Annotated in this window: 22 protein-coding genes; 9 read left to right on the forward strand and 13 right to left on the reverse strand. The window is 62.7% G+C overall.

All coding sequences use genetic code 11. From position 1 onward, the window contains the following. Positions 1 to 24: 24 nt before the first annotated feature. Both tsaD and KP699_RS08390 read left to right on the forward strand, forming a co-directional pair. Complete coding sequence (gene tsaD / locus KP699_RS08385; RefSeq protein ID WP_215762274.1) at positions 25 to 1,137, forward strand: tRNA (adenosine(37)-N6)-threonylcarbamoyltransferase complex transferase subunit TsaD; 1,113 nt, start codon at positions 25 to 27, stop codon at positions 1,135 to 1,137. Then, complete coding sequence (locus KP699_RS08390) at positions 1,134 to 1,955, forward strand: 23S rRNA (adenine(2030)-N(6))-methyltransferase RlmJ (RefSeq protein ID WP_215762275.1); 822 nt, start codon at positions 1,134 to 1,136, stop codon at positions 1,953 to 1,955. The genes tsaD and KP699_RS08390 overlap by 4 nt, the downstream gene beginning before the upstream one ends. A 77-nt stretch (positions 1,956 to 2,032) precedes the next feature. Here KP699_RS08390 and KP699_RS08395 read toward each other — a convergent pair whose 3' ends face one another. The 3 genes from KP699_RS08395 to KP699_RS08405 are packed head-to-tail and all read right to left on the reverse strand — an operon-like array spanning position 2,033 to position 6,523. Further along, entirely contained in the window at positions 2,033 to 2,761 is a 729-nt protein-coding gene (locus KP699_RS08395; protein ID WP_077930192.1) for a MarC family protein, read from the reverse strand. Positions 2,762 to 2,808: 47 nt separating this feature from the next. Next, a complete protein-coding gene (locus KP699_RS08400; RefSeq protein WP_215762276.1) occupies positions 2,809 to 4,881 on the reverse strand; it encodes a lysylphosphatidylglycerol synthase domain-containing protein in 2,073 nt (690 codons plus the stop codon). A 19-nt stretch (positions 4,882 to 4,900) separates the two neighbouring features. Next, positions 4,901 to 6,523 carry a lysine--tRNA ligase gene (locus KP699_RS08405; RefSeq protein WP_215762304.1) on the reverse strand — a complete coding sequence of 541 codons (1,623 nt, stop codon included), beginning with the start codon at positions 6,521 to 6,523 and terminating at the stop codon, positions 4,901 to 4,903. 165 nt (positions 6,524 to 6,688) lie between these two features. On the opposite strand from KP699_RS08405, the gene KP699_RS08410 reads away from it, so the two are divergent. After that, entirely contained in the window at positions 6,689 to 7,444 is a 756-nt protein-coding gene (locus tag KP699_RS08410) for a molybdopterin-binding protein (RefSeq protein ID WP_215762277.1), read from the forward strand. A 27-nt stretch (positions 7,445 to 7,471) separates the two neighbouring features. Here the strand turns inward: KP699_RS08410 and KP699_RS08415 are convergent, their stop codons facing one another. From KP699_RS08415 to KP699_RS08425, 3 genes are read right to left on the reverse strand one after another with little or no spacing between them, the layout of a single operon-like run. After that, positions 7,472 to 8,428 carry an acetyl-CoA carboxylase carboxyltransferase subunit alpha gene (locus tag KP699_RS08415; RefSeq protein WP_025829102.1) on the reverse strand — a complete coding sequence of 319 codons (957 nt, stop codon included), beginning with the start codon at positions 8,426 to 8,428 and terminating at the stop codon, positions 7,472 to 7,474. A 59-nt stretch (positions 8,429 to 8,487) separates the two neighbouring features. Next, positions 8,488 to 9,426, reverse strand: coding sequence for a site-specific tyrosine recombinase XerD (locus KP699_RS08420; RefSeq protein WP_308164900.1), 939 nt, complete (start codon positions 9,424 to 9,426; stop codon positions 8,488 to 8,490). Then, entirely contained in the window at positions 9,423 to 9,809 is a 387-nt protein-coding gene (locus KP699_RS08425) for a hypothetical protein (protein WP_215762278.1), read from the reverse strand. The genes KP699_RS08420 and KP699_RS08425 overlap by 4 nt, the downstream gene beginning before the upstream one ends. A 63-nt stretch (positions 9,810 to 9,872) precedes the next feature. On the opposite strand from KP699_RS08425, the gene aroB reads away from it, so the two are divergent. From aroB to KP699_RS08455, 6 genes are all read left to right on the forward strand, one after another. Next, positions 9,873 to 11,606: a 3-dehydroquinate synthase gene (aroB, locus tag KP699_RS08430; protein WP_215762279.1), complete on the forward strand. Its 1,734-nt coding sequence runs from the start codon at positions 9,873 to 9,875 to the stop codon at positions 11,604 to 11,606. A 338-nt stretch (positions 11,607 to 11,944) separates the two neighbouring features. Beyond that, on the forward strand, positions 11,945 to 13,087 hold the full coding sequence (locus KP699_RS08435; RefSeq protein WP_077931642.1) for an OmpA family protein: 1,143 nt from the start codon (positions 11,945 to 11,947) through the stop codon (positions 13,085 to 13,087). Between the two features lie 135 nt (positions 13,088 to 13,222). After that, entirely contained in the window at positions 13,223 to 13,720 is a 498-nt protein-coding gene (locus KP699_RS08440) for a GtrA family protein (protein ID WP_215762306.1), read from the forward strand. A 207-nt stretch (positions 13,721 to 13,927) separates the two neighbouring features. Next, complete coding sequence (gene alaS, locus KP699_RS08445) at positions 13,928 to 16,573, forward strand: alanine--tRNA ligase (RefSeq protein ID WP_215762307.1); 2,646 nt, start codon at positions 13,928 to 13,930, stop codon at positions 16,571 to 16,573. Between the two features lie 81 nt (positions 16,574 to 16,654). Next, positions 16,655 to 17,344, forward strand: a complete 690-nt coding sequence (locus tag KP699_RS08450) for a phosphatidylserine decarboxylase (protein WP_215762280.1) — start codon at positions 16,655 to 16,657, stop codon at positions 17,342 to 17,344. A gap of 4 nt (positions 17,345 to 17,348) precedes the next feature. Further along, positions 17,349 to 18,251: a phosphatidylcholine/phosphatidylserine synthase gene (locus tag KP699_RS08455; RefSeq protein WP_025829181.1), complete on the forward strand. Its 903-nt coding sequence runs from the start codon at positions 17,349 to 17,351 to the stop codon at positions 18,249 to 18,251. Here KP699_RS08455 and KP699_RS08460 read toward each other — a convergent pair. The 7 genes from KP699_RS08460 to KP699_RS08490 are packed head-to-tail and all read right to left on the reverse strand — an operon-like array spanning position 18,218 to position 26,298. Continuing rightward, positions 18,218 to 18,730 carry an NADH-quinone oxidoreductase subunit B family protein gene (locus KP699_RS08460; RefSeq protein WP_215762281.1) on the reverse strand — a complete coding sequence of 171 codons (513 nt, stop codon included), beginning with the start codon at positions 18,728 to 18,730 and terminating at the stop codon, positions 18,218 to 18,220. The two genes, KP699_RS08455 and KP699_RS08460, sit on opposite strands and share 34 nt — an antisense overlap. Positions 18,731 to 18,757: 27 nt before the next feature. Beyond that, entirely contained in the window at positions 18,758 to 20,257 is a 1,500-nt protein-coding gene (locus KP699_RS08465; RefSeq protein WP_215762282.1) for an NADH-quinone oxidoreductase subunit D, read from the reverse strand. Beyond that, positions 20,257 to 21,378, reverse strand: a complete 1,122-nt coding sequence (locus KP699_RS08470) for a hypothetical protein (protein WP_215762283.1) — start codon at positions 21,376 to 21,378, stop codon at positions 20,257 to 20,259. The genes KP699_RS08465 and KP699_RS08470 overlap by 1 nt, the downstream gene beginning before the upstream one ends. Further along, the gene (locus tag KP699_RS08475; protein ID WP_215762284.1) at positions 21,375 to 22,610 is read right to left on the reverse strand and encodes a hypothetical protein; all 1,236 of its coding nucleotides are present in this window, start codon (positions 22,608 to 22,610) and stop codon (positions 21,375 to 21,377) included. The genes KP699_RS08470 and KP699_RS08475 overlap by 4 nt, the downstream gene beginning before the upstream one ends. Continuing rightward, the gene (locus KP699_RS08480; protein WP_215762285.1) at positions 22,607 to 23,614 is read right to left on the reverse strand and encodes a hypothetical protein; all 1,008 of its coding nucleotides are present in this window, start codon (positions 23,612 to 23,614) and stop codon (positions 22,607 to 22,609) included. The genes KP699_RS08475 and KP699_RS08480 overlap by 4 nt, the downstream gene beginning before the upstream one ends. After that, positions 23,611 to 25,419: a hypothetical protein gene (locus KP699_RS08485; protein ID WP_252346886.1), complete on the reverse strand. Its 1,809-nt coding sequence runs from the start codon at positions 25,417 to 25,419 to the stop codon at positions 23,611 to 23,613. Before KP699_RS08485 ends, KP699_RS08480 begins: the two co-directional genes overlap by 4 nt. A 42-nt stretch (positions 25,420 to 25,461) precedes the next feature. Continuing rightward, a complete protein-coding gene (locus tag KP699_RS08490; RefSeq protein ID WP_215762286.1) occupies positions 25,462 to 26,298 on the reverse strand; it encodes a class I SAM-dependent methyltransferase in 837 nt (278 codons plus the stop codon). Between the last annotated feature and the right edge of the window lie 87 nt (positions 26,299 to 26,385).

Here is a 26,385-nt window from a genome sequence, read left to right on the forward strand (position 1 = left end):
CACAGCACAGGGAGCCAGAGGGCTATGAACCACCAGAACCTGCCAGAAAACAGCCCCGGCACCGGACCTGTGCTGGCAATCGAATCGTCCTGTGATGAAACCGCCTGCGCCATCCTCTCCGCTGAGGGGGTGTGTCTGGCGCAAAGGGTTGTCTCGCAGGACGGCCATGCAGATTTTGGGGGCGTGGTGCCGGAAATTGCCGCCCGCGCCCATCTGGCCCTCCTGCCCGGACTCGTGCAGGCCACGCTGAAGGACGCTGGCATGACCCCGCAGGACATCGGGTTTGTGGCCGCTAGCACCGGGCCGGGGCTGATTGGCGGGCTGATTGTGGGGGCCAGTTTTGCCAAGGGGCTGGCGCTCTCGCTCGGCAAACCGTTTGTGGCCGTCAACCATGTGGAAGCCCATGCGCTGACAGCCCGCCTGCCCGGACTGGTGCCGGGGGGAGCAGCCTTCCCTTACCTGCTGCTGCTGGTGTCCGGCGGGCATTGCCAGTGCATTGCCGTGGAAGGTGTGGGCCGTTACCGCAAGCTGGGCGGCACAATTGATGATGCGGCGGGGGAAGCCTTTGATAAGGTCGCCAAAATGCTTGGCCTTGGCTGGCCTGGCGGCCCGGAACTGGAAAAGCTGGCGCAATCCGGCAACCCGAACGCTATTCCCCTGCCCCGTCCGCTGATGGGCCGTGCGGGGTGTGACTTCTCTTTTTCCGGCCTGAAAACCGCCCTGTCCCAAAAGCTCGCGCCTTATAGGCTGGAGCCTCTGCCGCATCAGTTTGCCGCAGACCTCGCCGCGTCTTTCCAGCAGGCCGTGGCGGATGTGGTGGCTGACCGCGTCAGCAACGCCCTGAAAATGATGCCGGAAGCGGGCCTTCTGGTTGCCGCAGGCGGTGTCGCGGCCAACAGCGTGCTGCGGGCCCGGCTGGAAGAGGTCGCCGCCGATGCAGGCCTGCGYTTTGCTGCCCCGCCGCTGCGGCTGTGCACGGATAATGCCGTTATGGTGGGCTGGGCAGCCCTTGAAACCTGTCAGGAAGCCGCAGACCTCGGCCTGCCCCGGCCTGACGACAGCACGGTCCGCCCCCGCCCCCGCTGGCCACTGGAAGAGATGGCCGCCCGTTTCGCCCCGCAAGAGAGTATTGCATGAACTACCGCCACGCCTTCCACGCCGGAAACTTTGCAGACTGTATGAAGCACGCGCTTCTGGTCTCGCTGCTCGGCCATTTTCTGCGCAAACCCAGCCCCTTTATGGTGCTGGATACCCATGCCGGGATTGGCCGGTATGACATGACAAGCGAGGAAGCCGGGAAAACACAGGAATGGAAAGAGGGCATCGGCCTGCTGGCGGAAGAAGGGCCGGACAGCCCTCTTGCGCCCTGGCTGGAGCTTGTCAAAAAAGCCGGTGGCCCGCGTTATTACCCCGGCTCCCCGCTACTGGCCTCTCTGATGCTCCGCCCGCAGGATGAACTGATCTGTTGCGAGAAGCACCCGGACGACAAACGTAAGCTCTACGGCCTGTTTACCCGTACCCCGAACGTCTTTGTGCATGAGCGCGACGGGTATGAGGCCCTCCGCGCCCTGCTGCCGCCCAAAACCGCCAAACGCGGTCTGGTGCTGATCGACCCGCCATTTGAAGAACCCGGCGAGTTCGCGCGCCTGCTTGAAGCCGTCCAGACCATCCGCACGCGCTTCCCCACCGGCATGATTGCCATCTGGTACCCCATCAAGCATCGCACGCCTGTCCGTGCCTTCCATACAGCTTTGCAGGACGCAGGCGTGCCGGATGTGCAGGCCGCTGAACTGCTGATCCGTAAACCCGTGGACCCGGACCGCCTGAATGGGGCGGGGCTGGTTGTTATCAAACCGCCTTACGGCTTTGCGGAACAGGCCTCTGCCCAGCTTGCGCGCCTGAAAACCCTGCTCCATGCGGAAGACGCCACTGTGACGCAGATCACGGCAGAATAAAGCGCCATACAAAAAGGGCAGCGCATCCTGCGATGCCTGCCCTTCCAGAAAACTGCTTGTGAGGGGTTAAAGGCGGCTCACCCCGCAGCCTTGATGTGCTGCCAGATATCCACCACAAACCCCTGCACCCCGGCTGCCAGAATCTGCACGCCAATGCACAGCAGCACGAGGGCCGCCATCCGGCTGACAATGCGCGTGCCCGTCACCCCCAGCAGGGACACCAGCTTTTCCGAGCCGGAATAAGCCAGCCAGACAATCAGGACCACACACACCGCGGCAATGGTAATGCCGCCTTCATACGCCAGAAAAGACGCTCCCGGCGGGCTGCCTGAACCGAGCGCAATGGCAACCGCAATTGTCCCCGGCCCCACGGTAAAGGGCATGGCCAGCGGGAAAAATGCGGAATCAGACCAGTTGGGGGCCATGACGGTCTTGCCGCCCTGCAAGGCCTGCTTTTCCTTCTGAGCTTCCATACTTTCCGGGCTTTGCAGCAGGTTCCATGCCCGCACAGCCACCACAGTCCCGCCCGCCACGCGCAGCGCGTTAACCGTAACCCCGAAAAACACCAGCACCTTACTGCCGCACCAGATGGAGACGACCATCAGCATAAAGGAATAAAACGCAACCAGCCGGGCCAGTGCGAAAATCTCCCGCCGGGACCGGCCCGCCGTGGCCTGCGCAAAAATCAGCGCGGCTCCAAACGGGTTGACGATGGAAAACAGAGCGGGAAATGCCAGCAGGAAGGAGGTGATCGCTACACGAGCGGCCCCTCCGCTAAACAGCGAGGCAGTAAAATCAGCCGACATGCACATATCCAGCAAAACCGGCCTCTGACGAAGCCCTGCATAAAACCTTATTGCCCGGCAGGTGCCGGAGAATCTGCTCTTGTGCCCTTATAGGTGGCAAAAAATTTCGATGCGAGAGCAATATCATCCGCCGGATAGCAGAAATGTAGCCCCGTGCCATCATCGAAGGGCCAGACGCTCAGCCCGATATCATCGTAAATGCGCAAAAAGGGTTTTCCCACCTGCCAGAACACGGGTTTCAGCCCGTCCTGTAACGCCAGATCCCGCATTCGCCAGATGGCAGAAACGCAATCCTGCTGCGCTCCGGCCGGGTCCCCCAGACCAACAAGAAAGGTGCCGCTGCGGCGGACGGGAATCACCGCCTCTCCGCCCTCACCGGCCACAAAACCGTCCGGCTGAAGGTCCTGTATGGTCGGCAGGGCGTGATCCAGCGTGAGATACTCGGCATAGGCGGCCTCATCCCACCGGCGCACCGCAATCCGCCCCGGCCACATCAGACGGCCGGTGACGACCAGCGCCAGCAGAACGGCGAGCGCAATGGTCCAGCGCGCCGCCCCGGATGCAGGAAAAACAAACACCATCTGCCACCAGCTTCCCGCTCCATGCCGGCTGGCCAGCGCAATCACGCAGCCAAACAGAAGCAGCAGGCTCAGCAGAGTGGAGGCGGAGAGCGGCTCACTCAGCAGGCGCGCATGGCGGTAATAGCAGGCGCGGAACGGAGCCACCAGAAACGCGGAAAGCCCGAGCATGACAGGCACCAGAACAGTATTGCCGCGCAGAAAGGTCATAACGGCTGCTGTGACCAGCAAGACCAGCGTGCCCCGCCATGCCAGCGTGACACGCTGGGAAAGGCCAATGCCCAGACCAATCAGCGCCACGCCCATCAGGGACAGCAGATAATTGCTGACAGACCCGGCGGCAGAGAACAGCCCGGCCTGCACTATGCCAAATTTCGGCACCGGGTCCAGCAGCACAAGGCAGATCAGCATCAGTCCGCACAGGGAGACCGTGCCTGTCGCGACAGCCACTGAGAAATCGGCCTCACTCTCCCGCACCACCTGACTGGGGCGGATTCTGACGGCTGCCGGGGTCTTCTGCTTCCGGCTTTTCTTTTTCGCCAGAGCATCATCACCGCGCAGGAACAGTTCATGCCCCGCGAACATGATCCCGGCCATAAAGAGGGGAATGATGTAGTAGAACAGCCGGAAAATCAGCACGACGCCCAGAATCTGCGGCGCGGGCATATAAGGCCCGAGGGCTAACAGCATCGCGCCATCAAAAACGCCTAAGCCACCCGGCACGCTGGCAATCAGCCCTGCGGTGTAGGACGCAATGTAAATCGCTAGAAAAGACCCGTAATCGACCCCGACACCCGGCGGCAGAAGCACATAGGCAATGGCCGCCGTCGCCGCCACATCGGCTGCGGCCACAACGGTCTGCATAACGGCCATCCGGGGGGAAGGCAGATCGACCGTCCATTTACGAAACGTAAAGGTGCGCACCTTGAAGGCCATACCGATATAGGCCAGCACCCCCACCCACAGCAGAACGCCCAGCACCGTCAGAACCGGGCCGGGGACATGGCTGCCCGCCATAGGGATAACCTGCGGTTCCCACACCAGCACGCCGCCAATCAGCACGGCGGCTCCCAGCAGATAGGTCGCGGAACAGAAGGCAATAATCTGGGCAATGGCGAACGAGCTCACACCCCAGTTGCGATACAGCCGATACCGCACAGCCGCCCCGGAAACCGCCGAAAACCCAAGATTGTGGGACAGCACATAGGAACAGAACGCCGCAAACGCCGTGCGACGAAACGAGATCTGTTTATAGCCGACCTGAATCACGGCCAGCCGGTCATAAAAGGAGAGGATGAAGTAGGATAAGAACGTGCAGCCCACACCCAGCCAGAGCTGGTGGCCGGGAATGGCGATCATCGCCTGCTTGATATCCGCCAGACGCAGGTGCCGCAGTTCATGCTGCACCACCCCGATGGCGGCCACCATCAGCGCCAGCCCGATCAGGTGTGGCAGGTGCTTCAGCCACTTGCGCCACCCGGTTTTTTCCGAGCGGGGCTCAGGCACCTGTCCCTGTGGTGATGACGGCACGTTCTTCACCATGCAAACACTCTTCCGGCCCTTATGCCTGAGAGTCCCGCAGCAGAGCGGCCTCAATCAGGGCAACGGTTTCCGCTACGCCATACAGAGCCACAAAGCCCCCAAAACGCGGTCCTTCCTTCTGCCCCAGCAGCACCTCATACAGGCAGCCAAACCAGCTCCGCAGCGGTTCAAACGCGTGACGCTTGCCGATTTCAAACACCAGATTCTGCAACGTCGCGGCATCGGCTGCCTCGCCCTCATAGCCGCGCAGGGCGTCTGCAAGGTCCACCAGCGCTGCGCGTTCCTGCTCCGTCGGTGCACGGAAGGTTTTGGCCGGACGAACAAAGTCCGCATAATAGGCAATGGCATGGCTGACGAGGTGCGCCAGCATCGGGTGGCTTTTGGGGGATACGGAGGCATCATACCGGCGGATAAAGCCCCACAGAACTTCCGGCGTTTCCGCATTGGCCACACTGGCCAGATTCAGCAGCATACCGAACGGCACCGGGCTCCCCGCATCAGTGGGAATGTGGCCTTTATGGATGAACCATGCCGGATTGGCCTTCAGGTCCGCACTGTCACTGTCGGCAGCCTGAAGCGCCTTAGCTTTTTCCACATGCGTCAGATAGTCATCTGCCGTTTTGGGTATCACATCAAAAAACAGCCGTTTGGCACGCTGCGGCTGATTGAACATGAACTGCCCGAGGCTTTCCTGCGGCGCATAGCGCAGCCATTCCTCAACCGAGAGGCCATTGCCCTTGGATTTGGAAATCTTCTGGCCGTTTTCATCCAGAAACAGCTCATAGGTCAGCCCGGCCGGAGGCGTGCCACCCAGAATACGGCAGATGCGGCCGGACAGACGCACACTGTCAATCAGGTCCTTGCCGGACATTTCATAATCCACGCCCAGAGCATACCAGCGCATGGCCCAGTCGGCCTTCCACTGCATCTTGGCGTGGCCACCCGTCACCGGGGTTTCAAATGTCTCACCCTCCACGTCGGTCCAGCGGACGGTGCCCGCTACGGCGTCGATGGCATCCATTTTCACCTGCATCACCTCACCCGTGCGCGGGTGGAGCGGCAGAACCGGGGAATAGGTTGCCCGACGGTCCGGCCCCAGCGTGGGCAGAATAACCGCCAGAATTTCATCATGTACTTCCAGCACCCGCTTCAGCGCGGCATCAAACCGGCCGGAAGTGTAATATGTGGTGGAAGAGGCAAATTCATATTCAAAGCCGAAGCTGTCCAGAAAACTGCACAGGCGGGCATTGTTGTGGGCGGCAAACGACTCGTGTGTGCCAAACGGGTCCGGCACGCGGGAGAGCGGCTGACCGATATATTTTTCCAGCAGGTCACGGTTCGGGACATTGTCCGGCACCTTGCGCAGGGCATCCATATCATCCGAAAACGCGAGCAGGCGCGTCGGGCGGCCTGTCAGCGCCGTGTAGGCCTGCCGCACCCAGGACGTACGCGCGACTTCACCAAACGTGCCGATATGCGGCAGGCCGGACGGACCATAGCCGGTTTCCAGCAGGGCGGGGCCTGCGGCATCATCCGGTCTGGCGGCCGCACGGGCATCCACATGCTCGGCAAGTTTTCGCGCTTCCTCAAAGGGCCATGCGCGGGGAAGAACAGGTTCGGGGTTTGAGCGGTTTTCGGACATGGTGCGGAAGCTATGAACTGCACCGCTCCCGGTCAATCCAAAAACACGCACGGCTTTGCTCACCCGCACAGTTATGAGGCCATTGACCACAGGCTGCCCCCGGCTCATTTTTCCATAAGCCGCTTGCTCCCACCCAAGGGACCACGCTGAAAGGACCGGTTTTTCATGCGCCGCACCGCAGCCCTCATTCTGATCGGGAATGAGATTCTCTCCGGCCGCACCCGAGACGACAATATCCAGTTTCTGGCCACCCGGCTTGGAGAACTGGGCATCCCCCTGCGGGAAATCCGCGTTATTCCCGATATCCGGGACACGATTATTGACACCGTGACGGACCTCCGCGCCCGGTTTGATGAAGTCTTCACCACCGGCGGCATTGGCCCCACGCATGATGATATTACCGCGCCCTGCGTGGCTGAAGCGTTTGGCGTGCCGTGGGAGATCCATCCGCCGACTTTTGCGCTGCTGGAGCAGCATTTTGGCGCGGAGAATTTCAATACCGCCCGCCAGCGCATGGCCAAACTGCCGCGCGGCGCAACGCCTATCTCCAATTCCGTCTCCATTGCGCCGGGCTTTACCATTGGCAATGTGCATGTGATGGCCGGGGTCCCGCGCATCATGCGCGCCATGTTTGAAGCACTTGCCCCGAGCCTGAAGCAGGGCGCGCCGGTTTTTTCCCGCACATGGCACACCACTTCCCTGTTTGAGGGCGCTCTGGCGGAAGGGCTGGAAGCCATTCAGAACAGCTTCCCCGATCTTGACCTCGGCTCCTACCCCTTCCACCGGGAGGATGGCCGCCGGGGTGTCGCGCTGGTTGCCAAAGGGCAGGACACGGCGGAGGTCGAGAAAGCCGCTCAGGCCATTTATAATCTGCTCAAAGAAAAAGGCGGCGCTCCCGTGGAAGGGGAGCCACCGCCCTGAAGCCGGAATGCGTTAAGGCCTGTCCGCTCAGGACAGGTTTTCACGCCCCATGGCGAGAAACTTCTCGCGCCGCAGTTCCTTAAGCCGGGCCGGAGCCAGCGGTGTCAGGCTTTTCAGTTCCTCCGCCAGCGCATCATGCACGGAGGCCAGAGCCGCCTTCGGGTCACGCTGCGCGCCCCCCACCGGCTCGGGGATAATCCGGTCAATCAGCCCAAGGCGGGACAGATCCTGCGCGGTCAGCCGCAGCGTCTCGGCTGCCGTGCTGGCCTGCTTGGGGTCACGCCAGAGGATGGAGGCACAAGCTTCCGGCGAAATGACGGAGTAAATGGCGTTTTCCAGCATCATCACGCGGTCACCAGCACCCAGAGCCACCGCCCCGCCAGATCCGCCTTCCCCGATCACAGTGGCAATCAGCGGGACCGGAGCGTCCAGACAGACCTCGATGGAGCGGGCAATGGCTTCCGCCTGCCCGCGCTGTTCGGCATCAATCCCCGGCCATGCGCCTGCGGTATCAATAAAGGTGAGAATCGGCAGGTTGAAACGGCCAGCCAGCTTCATCAGCCGCTGGGCCTTCCGGTAGCCTTCCGGGCGGGCCATGCCAAAATTATGGGCCAGACGGGTTTCAAGGTCGGAACCGCGTTCCGTGCCAATCACCACCACAGGCTGACCATCAAAGCGGCCCATGCCGCCAATAATGGCTTTATCATCCGCATACAGCCGGTCCCCCGCCAGAGGCGTGAATTCGGTCAGTAAAGCGTTGATATAGTCCTGTGTGTGCGGGCGCTGCGCGTGGCGCGCTACCTGCACCTTCTGCCAGGGTGTGAGCTTGGCATAAATGGCACGAAGATGCTTCTCCGCCTTTTCTGAAAGGCGGGCCGTTTCTTCGGCGATATTGACCCCTTCAGGGTCGGTCATTTGCCGCAGTTCGTCGATCTTGTTTTCAAGTTCGGCGACGGGCTTCTCGAAATCCAGGAACTGACGCATGGGCAAGCGGATAGCACAGCCACGCGTAAAACCAAGCCACTTCGTGCATGGCGTGTCGTTTAACCTGTTTTTTCGGTCCGCCCGGCCTGTTCTGACGCTAGCGGATGATAAGACTCCACGACCTGTTTCAGCCGCTCGGTCTGCACATGCGTGTAGATCTGTGTGGTGGCGATATCCGCGTGGCCGAGCAGCATCTGCAAGGCCCGCAGGTCCGCCCCATGCGCCAGCAGGTGTGTCGCAAAGGAATGACGCAGCACGTGGGGAGAAAGGCGCGCAGGGTCCAGCCCGGCCTGCAAACCGACCTCATACAATATTTTGTCAAACGCCTGCCGTGTGAGCGGTCTTTTGGGGTCTCGCCCCGGAAACAGATACGGGCTGCCCTTTTGCGCATCCAGCGCGTGCAAGGCCTGCGCGGCCTCCCGCGCACTGTCGGATAGCGGCACGAGCCGCTCGCGACCACCCTTCCCGCGCACCACGAGCATCTGCCGCTCACCGGCCAAAGCATCTCTAGGCAGAGCAAGCAATTCTGAAATGCGCAGGCCGGACGCATAAAGCAGTTCCAGCGCGGCCCGGGCGACAAGCCCGCGCCGCTGCTTTGCCTCCGATGCGTCGCGGGAGACAGCGCAGGCGTCAATGAGCGCGATAACCTCCGATTCGGAGAGAAAATGCGGCAAAGACGCCTCGGGCCGGGGTGCATCGAGATGCGCCGCAGGGTTATCCTGCCGCATCCCTTCCCTCAGCAGAAACAGATAGAACTGCCTGATACAGGACAGTCTGCGGGCCACGGTCCGGCGGGACTGCCCGCTGCGACCCATATCCGCCATCCAGTCCGCAAGTCCGGCGGCCGTCGCATTCAGAAGAGACTCGCCACGGGCCGCGAGCGACTCCTCACAGCTAGTCAGATCCGCCGTATACGCAGCCAGCGTGTTGGGGGCGGCGGCCCGTTCAGCCGCCAACATTTCCAGAAACAGGTCTGTGCCGCGGGCGTCCGCTTTCACGGATGCGCGGGGGATGCCGGAACAGGCGTAGGGGCTGCGGCCGGAGCAGCAGCAGGGGCGGCAGGAGCGGAAACCGGAGCTGCCGGGCTTGTCACCACCGGACCGCTGGGACCTGCGGGCACCAGAGCCGCAGCGGAGGGAGCCTGCACAGCCGGAGCGGCACCAGCCGCAGGAGCCGTCTGACCAACCGGCGTGACCGCAGCACCGGCGGGGCCTGCCGGCACCAGAGCCGCCGCCGGAGCGGCAACAGGTGCTGCGGCAAGGGCAATATCCTTATGCACAGCCTGCGGCACGGGCGGGTGCCCGGACACACCAAGGGCCGTAAAGCCCCCAACAACAGCAACAAAAATAGCGGCAGCAACCAGAAGAACCGTGCGGTTCATATGTTTTGGCTCCATAACAACAGAATAGGTACGTTCTCTCTGCTCTATGGTAAGCTGCGTTTCATGTCATCACGTATCTCGTACCCACCCCCCGACGCTGCGGAAAGTCCACCGCTTCCCCTTGATCTGGAAAGAGTGGGGCGCTGGCCTGCAACCAGCCTCCTGCCGTCCGGACGCAGCATTGTGCTCGTTGGTCTGATGGGCGCCGGCAAAACCACCATTGGCCGGCGCCTCGCGACGCGCCTCGGCCTCCCCTTTGTTGATGCTGACGTAGAAATTGAGCGCGCCGCTGGCTGCTCCATTGCCGATGTGTTCCGCCTGTATGGTGAGGCCGCCTTCCGTGATGGAGAACGGCGCGTGATTCGCCGCCTGCTGGAAGGCCCCCCAATGGTGCTGGCCACCGGAGGCGGCGCGTTTATGAACGCCAGCACCCGCGCCCTGGTGCGTGCCCGCGCCATGTCCGTCTGGCTGCGCTGCCCGCTGCCGGTGCTGCTGCGCCGCGTGCAGGGCCGGACGCATCGTCCCCTTTTAAATGAAGCTTCTCCACGGGATGTGCTGGCGCGCCTCATGACGATCCGCCACCCCATCTACGCCGAAGCCGATGTGATTGTTGATTGCGGAGACCACAACGTGGACCACAGTACGACGAGAGTGATTGAAAGTCTGGCGCTCTCCCGCAGGCCGGTGCGCCTGCCCGTTGCCCTTGATCATGCCGCCTATGATGTGGTGATCGGCACCAATCTGATCAGCCGGGCCGGTGCCCTGCTGGCGCCGGTGCTGCCGCAGAAGAAAGTCATCATTATTACAGATGAGACTGTGGCCGCCCTCTATCTGCCCGCGCTGGAAGACTCCCTGCGGGAGACCGGCATTGCCTTCCGTGCCCTGACCGTCCCGCCCGGAGAACAGTCAAAGAGCCTGAAAACCTACGAACATCTGGTTGATGCGATTCTGGAAGACGGCGTGGAACGCCGCACCACCATCATCGCGCTGGGCGGCGGCGTGGTGGGGGATCTTGCGGGGTTTGTTGCGGCCTCCACCCTGCGTGGCCTGCCTTTTGTACAGATCCCGACCACGTTGCTCTCTCAGGTAGATTCGTCCGTGGGGGGCAAAACCGGCATCAACACGCGCTGGGGCAAGAATCTGCTCGGTGCGTTTCATCAGCCCCTTTGCGTTCTGGCGGACGTCTCCGCTCTCAGCACGCTGCCTCAGCGTGAACTGATTGCCGGGTATGCGGAAATTGTGAAATCCGGCCTGATCGGGGACCCGGAACTGTTCGCATGGTGTGAGAAAAACGGAGACTCCGTCCTTGCCGCAGACCCGGACACGCTGACGGAAGCCGTGCGGCAGGCCTGCGCCTTCAAGGCACGGGTTGTCGCGGCGGATGAACGGGAGGCTCAGGCCAGCGGTGGCCGGGCCCTGCTCAACCTCGGCCATACCTTCGGGCACGCGCTGGAGGCCGAGCTGGGGTACGATGGCCGCCTGCTGCATGGAGAGGGCGTTTCCATCGGGCTGAAACTAGCCTTTGCGCTCTCGGTAAAACTGGGGGTCTGCGCGCCGGAAGATCTGGCGCGGGTTGAAGCGCATCTGCGCGCGCTCAAAATGCCTGCAAGTATTGGTGACCTGCCATACTGCTTCCGCGCAGCAGACCTGATGGCCCATATGCAGCGGGACAAGAAAATGCAGGACGGGCGCCTGTCTTTTGTGCTCGCGCACGGAATCGGAAAAGCCTTTACCAGCAGGGATGTACCGGCCGAAATGGTACGGGATGTTCTGATTGAAGATGGCTGCAAAGCCTAGAAAACCGCCATTTATGCGGTGGGGATGTCCGGCCTGTAACACCCCGCCGCAATTCCGCCTTATTCAGGCCGGAGACAGGCGCGGCATTTGCAACTGGCAATGTTGAATGCAAGCAGTCTTGAGCTGAATAGTTGAAAAGGCAGCAGAAGAATTTTTGGGTACCGAAATGAACTGTTGCAAATAAAACACGGTTATGGCTTCTAATCACCAAGAGCACGAAGCTGCGGGTTTCTATTTGGGAACCGATCGTTTTATACGGCTTTAGGCATCTTGCTGGCACTGACCGCTGAATGGTTGGCGGCAGAGTCGAACAGATGAAAATAATTGAGGACGAAAAAATGCGTCTCCGCACGGCGTTACTCGCAACGACATTGATGGCAGCGGCTCCGGCGGCCGCATTCGCCACCACGATCACAGGCCCTTATGTTGATCTGGGCGGTGGTTACAACCTGGTGCAGAACCAGCACGCTCACACTTCCGGTTTTGCCGGCGGTGCTGACAGTGCTCAGAACACCTCTGCTTCTCAGTTCCGTCACCATGACGGCTTCACCGGCTTCGGTGCATTCGGCTGGGGCTTCGGCAACGGCCTGCGCGCTGAGATCGAAGGGGTATACAACTACTCCCAGATCAACCACCAGGGTGGCACGAAGGTTCCGGGCAGCACCCGTGGCAGCGACCAGTCCTACGGCGGTTTCATCAACGTGCTGTATGACATCGACCTGAAGCAGTTCGGTATCGATGCACCCGTCACCCCGTTTGTTGGTGTTGGTGCAGGTTACCTGTGGCAGCATTACAACCCGACGACCACCAACTTCAGCAACGGCAACGTCAGCCGTCTGGGTGGCACGAACGGTGGCTTCGCTTACCAGGGCATCGTCGGTGCTGCATACGACACGGGCATCCCGGGCTTCCAGGTCACCACGGAATACCGCATGATCGGTCAGCCGGGCTCCTTCTCTGACGGTGCTTTCACGTCTACCGCTTCCTATGCAAACGGTAACCGTGGTCGTGGCAACACGAACTTCGATCACCGCTTCAACCACCAGTTCATCCTGGGCCTGCGTTATGCGTTCGATACGGCTCCGCCGCCGCCGCCGCCGGCTCCGGTTGTAGCAGCTCCGGCTCCGCTGCCGGCTCGCTCCTACCTGGTGTTCTTCGACTGGGATAAGTCTGTCCTGACGTCTCGTGCTCGCCAGATCGTGGCAGAAGCTGCTCAGGCTTCCACCCACGTTCAGACGACCCGCATCGAAGTTAACGGCTACACCGATAACTCCGCTGCTCACCCGGGTCCGCGCGGTGAAAAGTACAACCTGGGCCTGTCCCTGCGTCGTGCTAACAGCGTGAAGGCTGAACTGATCCGTGACGGCGTGCCGGCCACCGCGATCGACATCCACGGCTATGGTGAATCCAAGCCGCTGGTGCCGACCGGCCCGAACACCCGTGAGCCTCAGAACCGTCGCGTGGAAATCATCCTCCACTAATCGACCGGTTCCTTGTGATCGGAAAAAGGGGTACCTTCGGGTGCCCCTTTTTTTTTGCTCCGTTTCCCTGCCTCGCCTGAGGAATTCTGTCGCGTGTCTCCCTCCCCATCCCCTGCTCCGCCCCGGCCTGACACCATAGCGCCTGTTGCCCCAGATGCTTCCCACGCCAAGCTCCTGCGCCTGTTCAAATTCGCCACGGTCGGCGGGCTTGGTCTGGTCTGGGATTCGGGCACAGTCTATGCGCTACGCCCCCTTATCGGGCTGACGGCCGCAACGCTCGTGGCCTATTTTGTGGCAGCGACCCTCAACTGGATGCTCAACCGTCTCTGGACATTCAAAGGCGCCGGGCAACATGATCATCCGGTGCTGCAATGGCTGCGGTTCCTGCTGGCCAACAGCCTTGGGTTTCTGCTCAACCGCGGCACGGTTTACACCCTGTTCTACACGGTGCCGCTGTGCGTTGCGCATCCGGTTCTGGCGCTGGCCGCAGGCTCTCTGGCAGGCATGTTCGCCAACTTCAACCTCAGTCAGAAAATGGTTTTCCGGGAAAAGCCCCCAGCCTCCGTGCAGGATCTGGCGGAAAGCGCCATCGCTTTTCCTGCGTCACCCAAAAACCCCAGCCCGGAGCCATAACGCGCTCTTCACCCCGCCCCGCGTGCTAACCCCTTTCAGAGCCGCGCCGTGTGCGCTACATCTGGCAGCGGGTTAAAGAAGCTTTTCCGCTTTTTGCCTGGCCGTGAGGACTTTTCCTGCGTCAGCCCCTTCCGGAATTCTCCGCAGAAGCGTGCTGGTAAGGGAGATCACGCGCCCAACCAGTTTCAGGACCGTCTGCCTCACGCCATGCTCACAACAAACGATATCCGCACCACCTTTCTGGAGTATTTTGCCGGACAAGGGCATCAGATCGTGCCCTCATCGTCACTGGTGCCGCGCAATGACCCCACCCTGCTGTTCACCAATGCGGGCATGGTGCAGTTCAAGAACGTCTTTACCGGGCAGGAAACCCGCCCCTACTCCCGCGCAACCACCGCGCAGAAGGTCGTTCGGGCTGGCGGCAAGCATAACGATCTGGATAACGTGGGCTACACAGCCCGCCATCACACCTTTTTTGAGATGATGGGCAATTTCTCCTTCGGGGATTATTTCAAACCCGAAGCGATTGAGCTGGCCTGGACACTCATTACCCGCAACTTCGCCCTGCCCAAGGAAAAGCTGCTCGTCACCGTCTATTCGGAAGATGAAGAAGCCGCTGGCCTGTGGCGCTCCATTGCGGGGCTGGACGATAGCCGGATTATCCGCATCCCCACGTCAGACAATTTCTGGCGGATGGGCGATACCGGCCCCTGCGGCCCCTGTTCTGAAATTTTCTATGATCACGGTCCGGACGTTCCCGGTGGCCCGCCCGGCTCCCCGGATGAAGACGGGGACCGGTTTGTCGAGATCTGGAATCTGGTCTTCATGCAGTTTTTTGAAGACCCGCCGGGTGTGCGCTCCCCGCTGCCGCGCCCGTCCATTGATACCGGCATGGGACTGGAACGCTTTGCCGCCATCATGCAGGGCAAGCGCGACAACTATGATACCGACACGTTTATCGCCCTGATTCAGGCCTCTGCCGAGGTGACGCATCAGGCGGCTGATGGCCCCTTCAAATCCAGCCACCGCGTTGTGGCCGACCATCTGCGTTCTGCCGCCTTCCTGATTGCCGATGGCGTTCTGCCCTCCAAGGATGGCCGTGGGTACGTCCTGCGTCGCATCATGCGCCGGGCCATGCGCCACCTGCATATGATGGGCACCAAGGAGCCGGTTTTCTACAAACTGCTCCCCGCACTTATCCAGCAGATGGGTGGCGCGTATCCGGAACTGGTGCAGGGTGAAGCCCTGATCCGTGAGACCATGCGCAATGAGGAAGAACGCTTCAAAGCCATGCTGGACCGTGGTCTGGGGCTGCTGGAAGAAGAAACGTCCAAACTGACCAGCGGTGCGGCTCTGCCGGGTGATGTTGCGTTCCGCCTGTATGACACGTTCGGCTTCCCGCTGGACCTCACGCAGGATGCCCTGCGCGGCAGCGGCCACACCGTAGACGTCGCCGGGTTTGACAGCGCCATGAACGAGCAGCGCCAGCGCGCCCGTGCCGCATGGGTTGGTTCTGGTGACACCGCGATGGAAACCGTCTGGTTTGAAGCACGGGATAAGTTCGGGGCCTCCGAATTCCTCGGCTACACCACGGAACAGGCTGATGGTGAGGTTCAGGCCGTTATCGCCAGCAACAGCTTTATCAAGGAAGCCGGTGTGGGCACGGAAGTTGCCGTGCTGCTCAACCAGACGTCTTTCTATGGAGAAAGCGGCGGTCAGGCCGGGGATACCGGCTTCCTGACGGCTTCCGGCCTGCGCGTTGCCATTACAGACACGCAGAAAAAAGCGGGCGATCTGATTGTGCATTACGGCACCGTGACAGAGGGCACTCTCCGCCCCGGTCAGGCCGTAACAGCCACAGTGGATCATGACCGCCGCTCCGCCATCCGCGCGCACCATTCCGCAACGCATCTGCTGCATGAAGCCCTGCGCCGTAAACTTGGTGACCATGTTGCCCAGAAGGGCAGCCTGAACAGCCCGGACCGTCTGCGCTTTGACGTCAGCCAGCCCCGCCCGATTACGCCGGAGGAACTGGCGGAGATTGAAGCCGAAGTGAACCGCCGGGTGCGTGAGAACTCAAAAGTCGTGACCCGCTCCATGACGCCGGAACAGGCCGTGGAAGAAGGGGCTATGGCCCTGTTTGGCGAGAAATACGGGGATGAAGTCCGTGTTGTCTCCATGGGTGGCCCGGATGAAAACAAGGCCGCGTGGTCTCTGGAGCTCTGCGGCGGCACGCATGTAGACCGCACCGGGGATATCGGCCATTTCCGCATCACGTCTGAAAGCGGTGTCTCCGCAGGTGTGCGGCGTATTGAAGCCGTGGCTGGCACGGCGGCGGAAGCACTTTCCATCGCCAGTGAGCAGCGCCTGACGCAGATGGCCGCGATGCTGAAAGTTGGCGTGGCGGAAGCCCCGGAACGCCTTGCTCTGCTGCTGGAAGAACGTCGCGCTATGGAACGGCAGATTTCTGCCCTTCAGCGCAAGCTGGCCGCTGGGTCTGTTGAATCCGCCGGTGTGGAACAGGTGGGGGCTGCCCGTCTGGCGACCCGCAATGTGGGGGAAACCGCCCCGCGTGAACTCAAGGGGCTGGCGGAAACCATCCTCAAACAGGGCAATGCGGATGTGGTGGTGCTGATTTCCACCGCTGATGGCAAAGGCAGCGTTGTGGCTGCCGTGGCCCCGGCTCTGACTGAAAAAGTGGACGCGGTCGCCCTTGTCCGCGCCGCCAGCGTTGCCATGGGCGGCAAAGGTGGCGGCGGGCGGCGCGATATGGCGCAGGCCGGTGGCCCGGACGCCGGTGCCGCCGATGCCGCTTTTGCTGCCGTGCGGGAAACTCTGGCCGGTCTGGTCTGATCCGTCTCCGGCGCAGGGGAACGTCTGGCACGCTCCCCTGTTTTCTTCCCACACTCCGGCCTTTTGTATGAGGACCCACCTATGTCCCTGATCGACTCTTTCAAGCTGGTTCTCGCACCACCCCACCCGGAAGCAAAACCCTTCCTGCTGGCCTCTGGTGCGACAACGCTGATCACCCGGTTTCTGGGTAAAAAGTTCTCCTGCCCGCTGCTGCGCCATGCAGGCACGGCCAGCGGTCTGTTTTTTGGCTTCTGCCTGTATTTCTTCCGGGACCCGGAACGCACAACCCCGGCCCGCAGCGATGTTGCTGTCGCCCCGGCGGATGGCCGCGTTGTCTCCGTTGAAAAGATTGCTCCCCCGGCCGAACTGGGCATGGGCACCGCCCCGGTCTGGCGCATTGCCACATTCCTTTCGGTGCTGGATGTGCATATCAACCGCATGCCTGCTGCTGGCACAGTGACACGCATTGCCTATCACCCCGGCCAGTTTCTGAACGCCAGCCTTGATAAGGCGTCTGAACTGAACGAGCGTAATGCCCTCAGCCTGACCCTGCCGGATGGCCGGATGATTGCCGTGGTGCAGATTGCCGGCCTGATTGCCCGCCGCATTGTGTGCAGCGTGTCTGAAGGCACGAAAATGGAAGCCGGGGAACGCTTCGGGCTGATCCGCTTTGGCTCCCGCACAGACCTGTATCTGCCGCCGGGCGTGGAACCGCTGGTATCCGTCGGTCAGACCATGGTGGGTGGTGAAACCGTGATGGCGCGCCTCTGATCCCGTGACAGACCCGCAGACCACACCGCAGCTTCCGGCTGCGCCTCCGCCTCAGGCTCCGCTTTCCGCGCGCGGGTTGCGTCGCAAACGGCTGCGCAAACGGGTACGGACCAAAATCCGTGGCCCGTCCTTCAACCGGCTGATCCCTAACATCCTCACCATGCTGGGGCTGTGTTCCGGTCTGACAGGCATGCGCTTTGCTGTGGAAGGGCGCTTTCAGGCTGCCGGGGTGGCGCTGCTGCTCTCTGCCTTTATTGATGGTCTGGACGGGCGCATTGCGCGCCTGCTGCGGGGCTCAACCCGGTTTGGGGCGGAGTTTGACAGCCTTTCAGATTTTGTCTGCTTTGGGGTTGCGCCTTCCTTCCTGCTGTTTTTCTGGGCGTTGCAGGATGGCGGGCGCTACGCCTTTCTGCCGTGCCTGATGTTTACAGTCTGTATGGCGCTACGTCTGGCCCGCTTTAACGCGACGCTGGATGGGGAGGAAGAAAAGCCGAAATACGCCAGCAACTTCTTTACCGGCGTCCCCGCTCCCGCCGGGGCCGGACTGGCACTCTTCCCGCTCTTTCTGGGGCTGGAAGCGCAAAAGCTGGATATAGACTGGCTCTACCGGCTAACCCGGCTGCCCTGGCTGCCTGCTTTTACGCTGATCAGCACGGCATTTTTGCTTGTCTCAACGCTGCGGGTCTGGTCCTTCAAGAACTTCAAGGTTCCCGCGCAATATGTACTGCCGGTCATGCTGGGCACAGGCGCTTATACCGCCGTGCTGGTGGCAGACCCGTGGGCCGCTCTGGCTGCGGCAGGTGTGATCTATATGATCCTGCTGCCCATGAGCCATCTGAGCTTCCTCAAGCTGAAAAAAGCAGCGGAAGATCTTCAGGAAGATGTTGAGGAAGACCCCGCAGCCTGACTGTTCTGAGCAGGCTGCGCCCGCTGCCCGAACAGGGAACAGAGTCCGTCCAGCACCTGCTGGGGGGACGGCGGGCAGCCCGGAATATGCAGGTCTACCGTAGCCTTACGGTCCAGACCGCCCAGAACCGCATAGTTTTCCGGAAAAATGCCGCCATCCACGGCGCACCCACCCACACAAATCAGCCCTTTGGGCTTTGGCATGGCCTGCCATGCGGCTTCCAGCACGGGTGCCATGGTGCGCGTCAGCGGGCCAGTCACCAGTAGCACATCTGCTGATGCCGGGGACGGCACAAAACCAAACCCCGCACCTTGCATATCATACGGGCCAGCCGCCAGAGCCTGTAATTCCATACCACAGCCACCACAGCCGCCCGTATCCACATGGAACAGCAGCAGCGGCCAGCGCGGCCCGACAGGCTTGAGGCGTGACCCACCCTGCCGGAACGCGGCATCAAATACTGCGCGGATCAGCCCCATGATTGCACACCCTTTCTGTCCTGTTCTCTAGCCATCAAGTGCTGCTGCGTTCACCCCGAGGGACTGGCGTAAAAGAGGCAGATCGGCCAGATCCTGCCCCGGCAAAGCGGCCTCAAACACCATGAGGGCCGCGGGGGCCGGGTCATGGACAAACACCTGCGCCMCCCTGCCCGCCTGTAGACGCACCCAGTAATGGACGGTGCCCCACGGGCCTTCCGTCATGCCCAGCCCTTCTCCATCTTCAACGCTCAGGTCTACCCGGCCACCCGCTGTCAGCCCCAGCCGGGGCCCAGCCTCGCCCAGCATCCGCAGGCTCTCACCCACTTCATCCAGCAGGATCAGGGCACGATCTTCCGCCGTGCCACCCTGCCGCCCGGCCGTCAGCCGCCAGAGGGCGTGATAGGCACGCTGAGTGCGCCGCCCGTCACAATCCCGGCCACTGGCCCGCGCAACCGGGCCGTCCAGCCCAACCCGATCCAGCAGAGCAGGGGCGACCGGACCTACCCCGCTCAGACGGACGGAAAGTGCGGGATATGTCCGCCAGAGGGTTGCCAGACCCGGATAAATTTCTTCCCCCAGCTTTGCCAGACTGGTGCACAGATCGCCCAGAGCGGTCGCCTCCCGCAGGCTGGTCCCGCCGGGCACGCAATGGTCCATCAGCAGGCGTGACCCGATAACCGGGGCGGATTGCGCCAGAATTTTTTCACGGAACCACGCGCAGCGGGAGGCCACCACCAGCGCCCCTGCCCCGCGCGCCAGCCCGGCCAGCGTGTGCAGATGCAGCAAAATCCGCTCCAGTTCCAGCAGCACCACGCGGATCAGAGAGGCTTCCGGCCCCAGTTTACTGCCGCAGGCGGCCTCAACCGCCTGACAGAACGCCGCCTGATGCGCAACAGAACAGCCTGCGGCCACACGCCCGCTCAGACGGCAGGCCTCCTCCAGCCGACTGTTCCGCCAGCGCGCGGCCAGCCCCCGATGCGCGTAGCCGGATACGGTTTCCGCCGCCCGGATGGTGTCACCAGAAACGGCCATCGCCACATGCAGGGGCGTCTCCATCCGGCCCGTCGCAGGCCCTGCGCCAGCCATAACACCACCCGCCGCCAGCAACGCCTCTGACGGCTGAAAACTGATCTGCCCTTTATGCCCGCCCGCCGGGCCGGGGGCAGCCGCAAGCGGGGCCGTGGCGGACCAGACATCATGATCCACCAGTGGACACACATCCACCGCCCACATGGCTTCCGCCCCATACAGGTCATACGCCATGCGCTCATACACAGCAGAGACAGGCCGGGCGGGGGAAAGGGCTGGATAACGCCCGTCTTCCAGCGCCAGCGTGGCGGCCAGCGGCTGGGTGGGAGAGGGCATGAACAGCGCATGCACATCCGTTCCGTCACACCACAGCCCGGCAAAAGGCAGCGTATCCTGCCCAAGAGCCGTGACCATGTCCCGCCAGCCAAATTCATCCAGCCGGAAACGCCAGGGGGTTTCCGTCTCCTTGCCAGCGTAGATCAGGCTTACAGCATCCATCAGAACGCTCCCAGCATCATGGCCAGCGGCACCAGAAACCCGGTCAGCACCAGCACGGAACACGCGACCCGGCCCGCGGCATCGTCAGGCCAGAGATCCTGCGTGAACCCTTCCACCGGCACCGAGCGCACCACCGCGCACAAAATCCCGGCAACCGTCAGCACCGTGATACTCCATGACCAGTCACTCAGCATGGACAGCAGCAGCAGGCAGCCCACAAACGGCGCACCCGGCGGAAAACAGGCCAGCGCCCGCGCCGCCCATGCGCGACCAAACCGGTTGCCCCCGGCCAGACACCAGCCGCACAGAAACAGCAGGGCCGCCACATCCGCCCCGGCTCCCACCGCAATCAGCGCCAGAGCTGAGGGAAACGTACGGAACAGGCGCTGCCCTTCATCAGACCGGCCAGCACAGGCCGTCAGCCAGACAGAGGCAAGACCTGCCGCAACCAGAGCCGTTTCAAACGCTTCCCCTCCATGCGCGCGCATCCGCATGGAGAGCAGCAGGGCCGCCCCGGCAAATGGCAGAAAGAGATAGGTGTCATTTTCCTCACGCCAGGACTGCCCGAAGGGGGTGAGCCCCGCGAGCATGACAAGCCCGCACGCCATCATCAGCCCTGCCGGTGCGGAGCCTGAAGGCAACAGCAGACCCGACAGAATAAGAAAAATCCCGACAGACCCGGTGCGCACCAGCGCCCAGCCCGCCCGCGCCTGTCCGGCTGGGCGGCTGAACACAAATACGCCATACGCCAGTGCGGCCTCCAGAATCCCAAGCCCGATAATCGGGTCCGGCGTGACACAGGCAAGTCCCGTCAGAGCCGTGGAAATATGCGGCAGCCCCCGCAACAGGCGATCCTGCACGGTGCCGTTTTCCATCACCGTCAGCAGCAGGCCAAACGCCAGCATCACCCGCCCGGCCCGCTGGACCGGATCATCATCCCATCCTTCAGCGGCGGCGCTGGTCGCGGGGAACAGGAACACCGCCACAGCCAGCGCGCACCCAGCCCCGGCCATCCAGATGGCAATCTCGCGGCTGCGCGGCGTGGGGGCCACCATGACAAAAGCTGCCCCCAGCAAGGGCCATGCAAAGGCCAGAGCGGCCAGAAAAACAGGAACGGTCATGCGTCCCTCCCGCGCTCGGTCAGGTAGCCTCTCAACCAGACGTCCCGCGCAATCATCTCCGGCGTGCGCGGCACAGGGCCGGACTCTGGTTGCTCAGACCCGGCTTCAGGCTCAGGCACAGTGTCTGAAGCGGCTGTTCCAGCCGTTTTTTCAGACTGGTCCGCGACAGGCCTGTCGGGCTTTGTGGCCTCCTTCGGTTCATCCGCTTCCTCACCCGGAGAAGCCGCTTTCAACAGACCTGCCTCTGCTTCGGCCCGTTCTGCTGATTCGGCGTACGGTTCGGGGCTGATGGACTGCGTATGCTCTCCATCCTGCGCCTCTTCAGGGGCAGCATCAGGGCCGGCAAACGCAGCCTCTGCATCCAGAACTGCGCTGCTCTTTGTTACGGCCTCTGGCACACTCTCTTGCACGCTCTGTGGCCGCGCTGTGGCCGGTGGGGCGGCATGTGACTCTTTTATTGCCTGGGGAGAGGCTGCCTTCCGGTCTGCTCGGGCAGGCCTGGGCAGAGGGTCTTCATCCTCAGCAGCGGCTTCGGCCTCGGTCCAGATGCGGGGCGCCACCACAGCTTCCGGGCCCAGCCCGCGCGGTTCCGGGCCGGGCGCATCCACATCCCCTACCTCAAACCCGCTGGCTCGGGCGGACGGGCGGTCTGCCCCGGTCCCGCTTTGTGCAGGCGCCACGGCAACCCGCAGCATCACGCGATGCACGCACATGCCGCCCAGCAGCGCCACCACACAGCCCGCCAGTGCGGTGACCCCCACCACCATGACCTGATTTTCAATCACGCCGGACAGCATGACGCCATCCACACATACCAGCAGCCCAGCCCACTGCCAGACCATGGCCTGACGGCAGGTCACGGCCACCAACCCCGCCAGTGCCACACAAAGCCCAGCAGGCAGATACGCTGCTCCGGCATGCCCCGGCGCAGCCTCACCCATGGCGGCGGGCGTGCCGGTTGTCAGTTGCAGAATAACCATCAGCCCCAGTGCGAGAAACGGCACGACCGGGCCGGTACGCTCCCGCGCGCCATCATCCTGATACCGGCTGACAAACCAGACCGGCAGCACAGACAACAGCACCACACAGGCCGCCCCAAACTCCTGCAACGGACCTTGCGCGTCCACCAGCATGGCTACCGCCGTCACCACACCCAGCGCTGGCAGAAAGCCCATCCCGCGGGCCACAACACAGAGCGCCAGCAGCGGCGCGAGAATAACAGCCAGCGTCATGGTGTTGCGTCCTCAGTCCGCCAGGCAGAGTCCTGATCCTCCTGCGCAGAGGCGGTTTTATCCTGCACCTGCGCGCCGGACTGCGCCGGAGACGCCACCTGCCACGCCAGAAGCCCCAGCAGAAACACCGCAGCCAGACGCACCCGCGCCCGGCGCGGGAACGCCAGCACCATAAGCTGCGTGCCCGCCAGTAAAAGGGCCGCAACGCTCAGCTTTGCCACCCACAACGCCCCTCCCGCGAGGCATTGCGCAAGCCACGGCTCCACGCTGCTTTCACCGGGCAGGGCAAGGCTGCCCGCCCACGCCACATCTCCGGCCAGCGTGATCCAGACCAGTTGCACACAATCCGTCGCCAGCATCCATAACGCCCGGTCCGCGCCGGAAAGCAGGCAGGGCATTTCTTCCCCCGCCTGCTGACCTTTCCATGCCGTCACCACAAAGAGCGCGACACCCATCAGCACAAAAGGAGCACCCTCCGCCACAGGGGAAAGCTGACGCAGATGCCCCAGAAAAACCGAGAAATCCTGCCCGCCCGCCATGACCAGAACCGGCACAAGTGCGGGCAAAAGCAACCCCTCCGCCAGCAAAGCCGCACAGCCCGCCAGAGAGGACGCGCCGCCCTGCACCACCAGCGGCAGGCCCAGCAACAGCGAGGCCCCGATCAGCGCAGCACACAGCAAAAAGAAACCCGGCGCTGGAAACCCGGCCGGAACCAGTGTGAAAACTGGCGTCATGCAGGCGGCAAACACGGCCAGAACCAGAGCGCCCCGGCACGCCAGACTGCTCAGCCCGTCCCCACGCTGCCGCAGGCCCGCCCTGCGGAACTGATGATGAATTTCCTGCCAGCGTCCCCCAGCGGGAAAGCGGCGTTCACCCGTGAGGCGGCCTGCCAGACGGTTGACCCACCCGGTAAAGAACGGTGCAGCCAGAACAACCAGAACAGTTTGCAACGCCAGAGCCAGCAGGCACGCAAAAGACCAGCCCCATGTGAGATCATGTGTCATTTTGCAGCAAACAGCCCCAGCAGAAGCCCGGCCCCCAGAAACAGCAGGATAAGAACCATGCCCTGCGCCTCACACCATGCCACGGTTCTGAACAGCACAGCCTGAAGATAACGCGCCCCGGCCCCCGTTTTCTCAACCACCGGCCAGCTGGACGGCGTCTGCCCGTCTGCGCCCAGCAGCATCCCCAGAGCGGACCAGACAGCAGGCATCGGCACACTGGAGGGTTCTGCCGCCACCTCCTCCTGCTCCGAAGTCGCCACATAAGGCGCGCCGTCCCGCCAGACTGCGGCACCTAAAATAGCCGGACGCAGCGGGAACACCTTAAACACCCGCCCCAGCCCGGCGGCCCCGGCACCACACACGCCCAGAGCCAGCAGAGCATATACAGGCGTTAAAGAAAGATCCGACCCGGCAAACTGCACATGGGCCAGGATTTTCCAGCTAAAATCGCGCGGCGTATTCCCGGCAAACAGATGATCCACCAGCGCCAGCCAGCCACCGGGCAGCACCGTGACAAGCGCCGCACACCCAACGCAGATCCATGCCGGAAGCAGAAGAATACTGCTGAGAGACGGAGCCTCGCCCACCGGACCAGCGCTCTGCTTTACAGACCTGCCAGAAGCAGGCTTCTGCCGCACAAATGCAGCAAACCCCACCCGCAGCAACCCCACCGTGCCCAGCGCCATAATGCAGGCCGCCCCGGCCAGAACCAGCAACAGACACAAAGCCTGTGCGGGATGCGTATGGGCCGCCGCAACTTCACCCGCGCTCAGCAGGCACCAAAAAACCGAAAAGCCCCCGAGCGGTGGCACCGCAGAGAGCAGAAGAAGGCTTGCGCCCAGAGCGCCCCGTGCGCCACGGGCCTGCGCCACGGCACTGCCGGGGCTGAACAGCCCCCCTTCCTGCCGCGCAAGCCAGAGAGCCGCCAACAGAGCCAAAAACGGTGCGCCTGTTGCCAGAAGTGTTGCGGTGCGAAACAGTTCACCGCCTTTGACAGAGGCCGCCAGAGCCAGTGTCAGCATCACCACCAGCCCGCCATAGCCCGCGCTGGCCACACCGGCCAGAATACCGCTGGCCACCGGGCTCCGCACAGCCTGCACAGCGCCCCAGAGTGCGACCGCCCCGCCACTGACAATCAGCAAGCCCTGCTGCACCGGGGGCAGAACACCCACTTCCGCCAGCAGACGCCCGAGCAGGAACAGACCAATCCCGGCAGGGAGAACAGCCTCAGGGCCTTTCTGCGAGGACACCGCCCAGCCCAGCAGCAGAACCATCAGACATAATGCAGGGGGAGAAAGTGGGCTATCGGCCGGGATACAGGCGGGGATCACCGCAAAAGGCAGGCACACACCCTGCCGCCCCCGGTCCGCCAGCAGCACCAGCGCTGTCCCGGCCAGAAGCCCGAACACCAGAGGAGACAGTGCTAAAAACGCCAGTCCGGTCAGCGCACAGGCCAGACCACGCTGCCCCGTTCCCATCAGGCCGCCGGTAAAGGCCAGCAGCACCAGCATGGGCAAAGCCGGTCCATCCATACCAAACACCGGGAACCAGCTCACGCCGCCTTCCAGCCTGCACACAGCCCCTACCAGCGCCAGCAGGCCAAGGCCGCCCCAGACCCCGGCCAGAATTTCAGATCGCCAGGGCGCGCACTGCCGTAGCAGACGGTCCGGCACCACTGCCAGAACCCCCGCCACCACAAACAGCACGAACAAACTGCACAGAACAAAAGACGTGAAAATGGAACTCTGGCTCCAGACGTAATTTAAAGACCGGCGGATAACACCATGAGCGCGGTTTTGTGGCAACGCCCGGCCCGGAAGGCAAGGCCATCCGCCAGAGATTTCCCGTTATATCTCCGGCCTGTATGTGGCGTTTTTAGGGGGCGTGTCGCCGTTCTGTGCCGAGACCTCTTCCGAGGGGCAAAGTATTTTCCTCAACCAGGGGCGGCGTGCCTGTACCGGCAAGGCTGTCCCGGAAAACAGATCTTTGACCGCCTCAACCAGCATCAGGCTCCCCAGTCCCGGTGAGAGGACTTTACCCGCAATGTCCGAACGGCGGCCACGCCGCACACTCGCGCAGGCCTGCCGGGCCGGCAGAAACAGGGCTTCATCCCGCCGCTCAGGGAACAGCATGGCATGGCCGAGCGTGGTGCGCAGGCTGGTGCGGGAACAGGCAACATCCTGAACGAACGGCGTCTCTTTCTGCCGGAACCGCCCGCCGAGCTTACTGGGCAGAATCAGCAGCATCCGCCCGTCATCCTTCAGCACCCGGCCAGCAGCCCGCAGCAGAGGCACCATCTGATCCGCCTCCCGGCACGCATGCACCAGCACAATGCGATCAAACGTCCCATCATCAAACGGCAGGGCATACGGGTCCACAAGGCACTCACGCTCCGGGGCTTTCTCCCGGAAGGGTTCAGGAGCCGACGCGCTGGCAGAATGTGGAGAAAAATCGGCATTACTGGAAAAGTCAGGCCGGTGCTCCGGTGTCCGGGCGGAAATACAGAGCGCGCCCCGCCCCCGCCATGCAGCCAGATATGGCCCGGCATAGCCAAGCCCCAGCACACGTTGGCCGCGCAGATCCGGCCAGAACCAGTGCAGGCGCTCACGCAGCAGGGCAGCACAGGTCTGGCCCTCATGGGTTTGATAAAAGGCATCTGCCGAGGGAGGAATGGCCTTATGCATCGCTGATGTGTACCATGATATCCTTGTTCTGCGATATCCCTGTCCCGCGCTGCCGTTGCGCACGGCAGGCTGACAGGTTTCCTCGCG

Origin of the sequence: Acetobacter sp. P1H12_c (genome assembly GCF_018811975.1) — a bacterium.
Classification (GTDB): domain Bacteria; phylum Pseudomonadota; class Alphaproteobacteria; order Acetobacterales; family Acetobacteraceae; genus Acetobacter; species Acetobacter persici.

What these genes read in the sequence shown, in the direction of transcription:
- KP699_RS08390 (WP_215762275.1), top strand. Translation starts at nt 1,134, where the DNA reads ATGAACTACCGCCACGCCTTCCACGCCGGAAACTTTGCAGACTGTATG.
- KP699_RS08395 (WP_077930192.1), bottom strand. Translation starts at nt 2,761, where the DNA reads ATGTCGGCTGATTTTACTGCCTCGCTGTTTAGCGGAGGGGCCGCTCGT.
- KP699_RS08400 (WP_215762276.1), bottom strand. Translation starts at nt 4,881, where the DNA reads ATGGTGAAGAACGTGCCGTCATCACCACAGGGACAGGTGCCTGAGCCC.
- KP699_RS08405 (WP_215762304.1), bottom strand. Translation starts at nt 6,523, where the DNA reads ATGTCCGAAAACCGCTCAAACCCCGAACCTGTTCTTCCCCGCGCATGG.
- KP699_RS08410 (WP_215762277.1), top strand. Translation starts at nt 6,689, where the DNA reads ATGCGCCGCACCGCAGCCCTCATTCTGATCGGGAATGAGATTCTCTCC.
- KP699_RS08415 (WP_025829102.1), bottom strand. Translation starts at nt 8,428, where the DNA reads ATGCGTCAGTTCCTGGATTTCGAGAAGCCCGTCGCCGAACTTGAAAAC.
- KP699_RS08425 (WP_215762278.1), bottom strand. Translation starts at nt 9,809, where the DNA reads ATGAACCGCACGGTTCTTCTGGTTGCTGCCGCTATTTTTGTTGCTGTT.
- aroB (WP_215762279.1), top strand. Translation starts at nt 9,873, where the DNA reads ATGTCATCACGTATCTCGTACCCACCCCCCGACGCTGCGGAAAGTCCA.
- KP699_RS08435 (WP_077931642.1), top strand. Translation starts at nt 11,945, where the DNA reads ATGCGTCTCCGCACGGCGTTACTCGCAACGACATTGATGGCAGCGGCT.
- alaS (WP_215762307.1), top strand. Translation starts at nt 13,928, where the DNA reads ATGCTCACAACAAACGATATCCGCACCACCTTTCTGGAGTATTTTGCC.
- KP699_RS08450 (WP_215762280.1), top strand. Translation starts at nt 16,655, where the DNA reads ATGTCCCTGATCGACTCTTTCAAGCTGGTTCTCGCACCACCCCACCCG.
- KP699_RS08460 (WP_215762281.1), bottom strand. Translation starts at nt 18,730, where the DNA reads ATGGGGCTGATCCGCGCAGTATTTGATGCCGCGTTCCGGCAGGGTGGG.
- KP699_RS08470 (WP_215762283.1), bottom strand. Translation starts at nt 21,378, where the DNA reads ATGACCGTTCCTGTTTTTCTGGCCGCTCTGGCCTTTGCATGGCCCTTG.
- KP699_RS08475 (WP_215762284.1), bottom strand. Translation starts at nt 22,610, where the DNA reads ATGACGCTGGCTGTTATTCTCGCGCCGCTGCTGGCGCTCTGTGTTGTG.
- KP699_RS08480 (WP_215762285.1), bottom strand. Translation starts at nt 23,614, where the DNA reads ATGACACATGATCTCACATGGGGCTGGTCTTTTGCGTGCCTGCTGGCT.
- KP699_RS08490 (WP_215762286.1), bottom strand. Translation starts at nt 26,298, where the DNA reads ATGCATAAGGCCATTCCTCCCTCGGCAGATGCCTTTTATCAAACCCAT.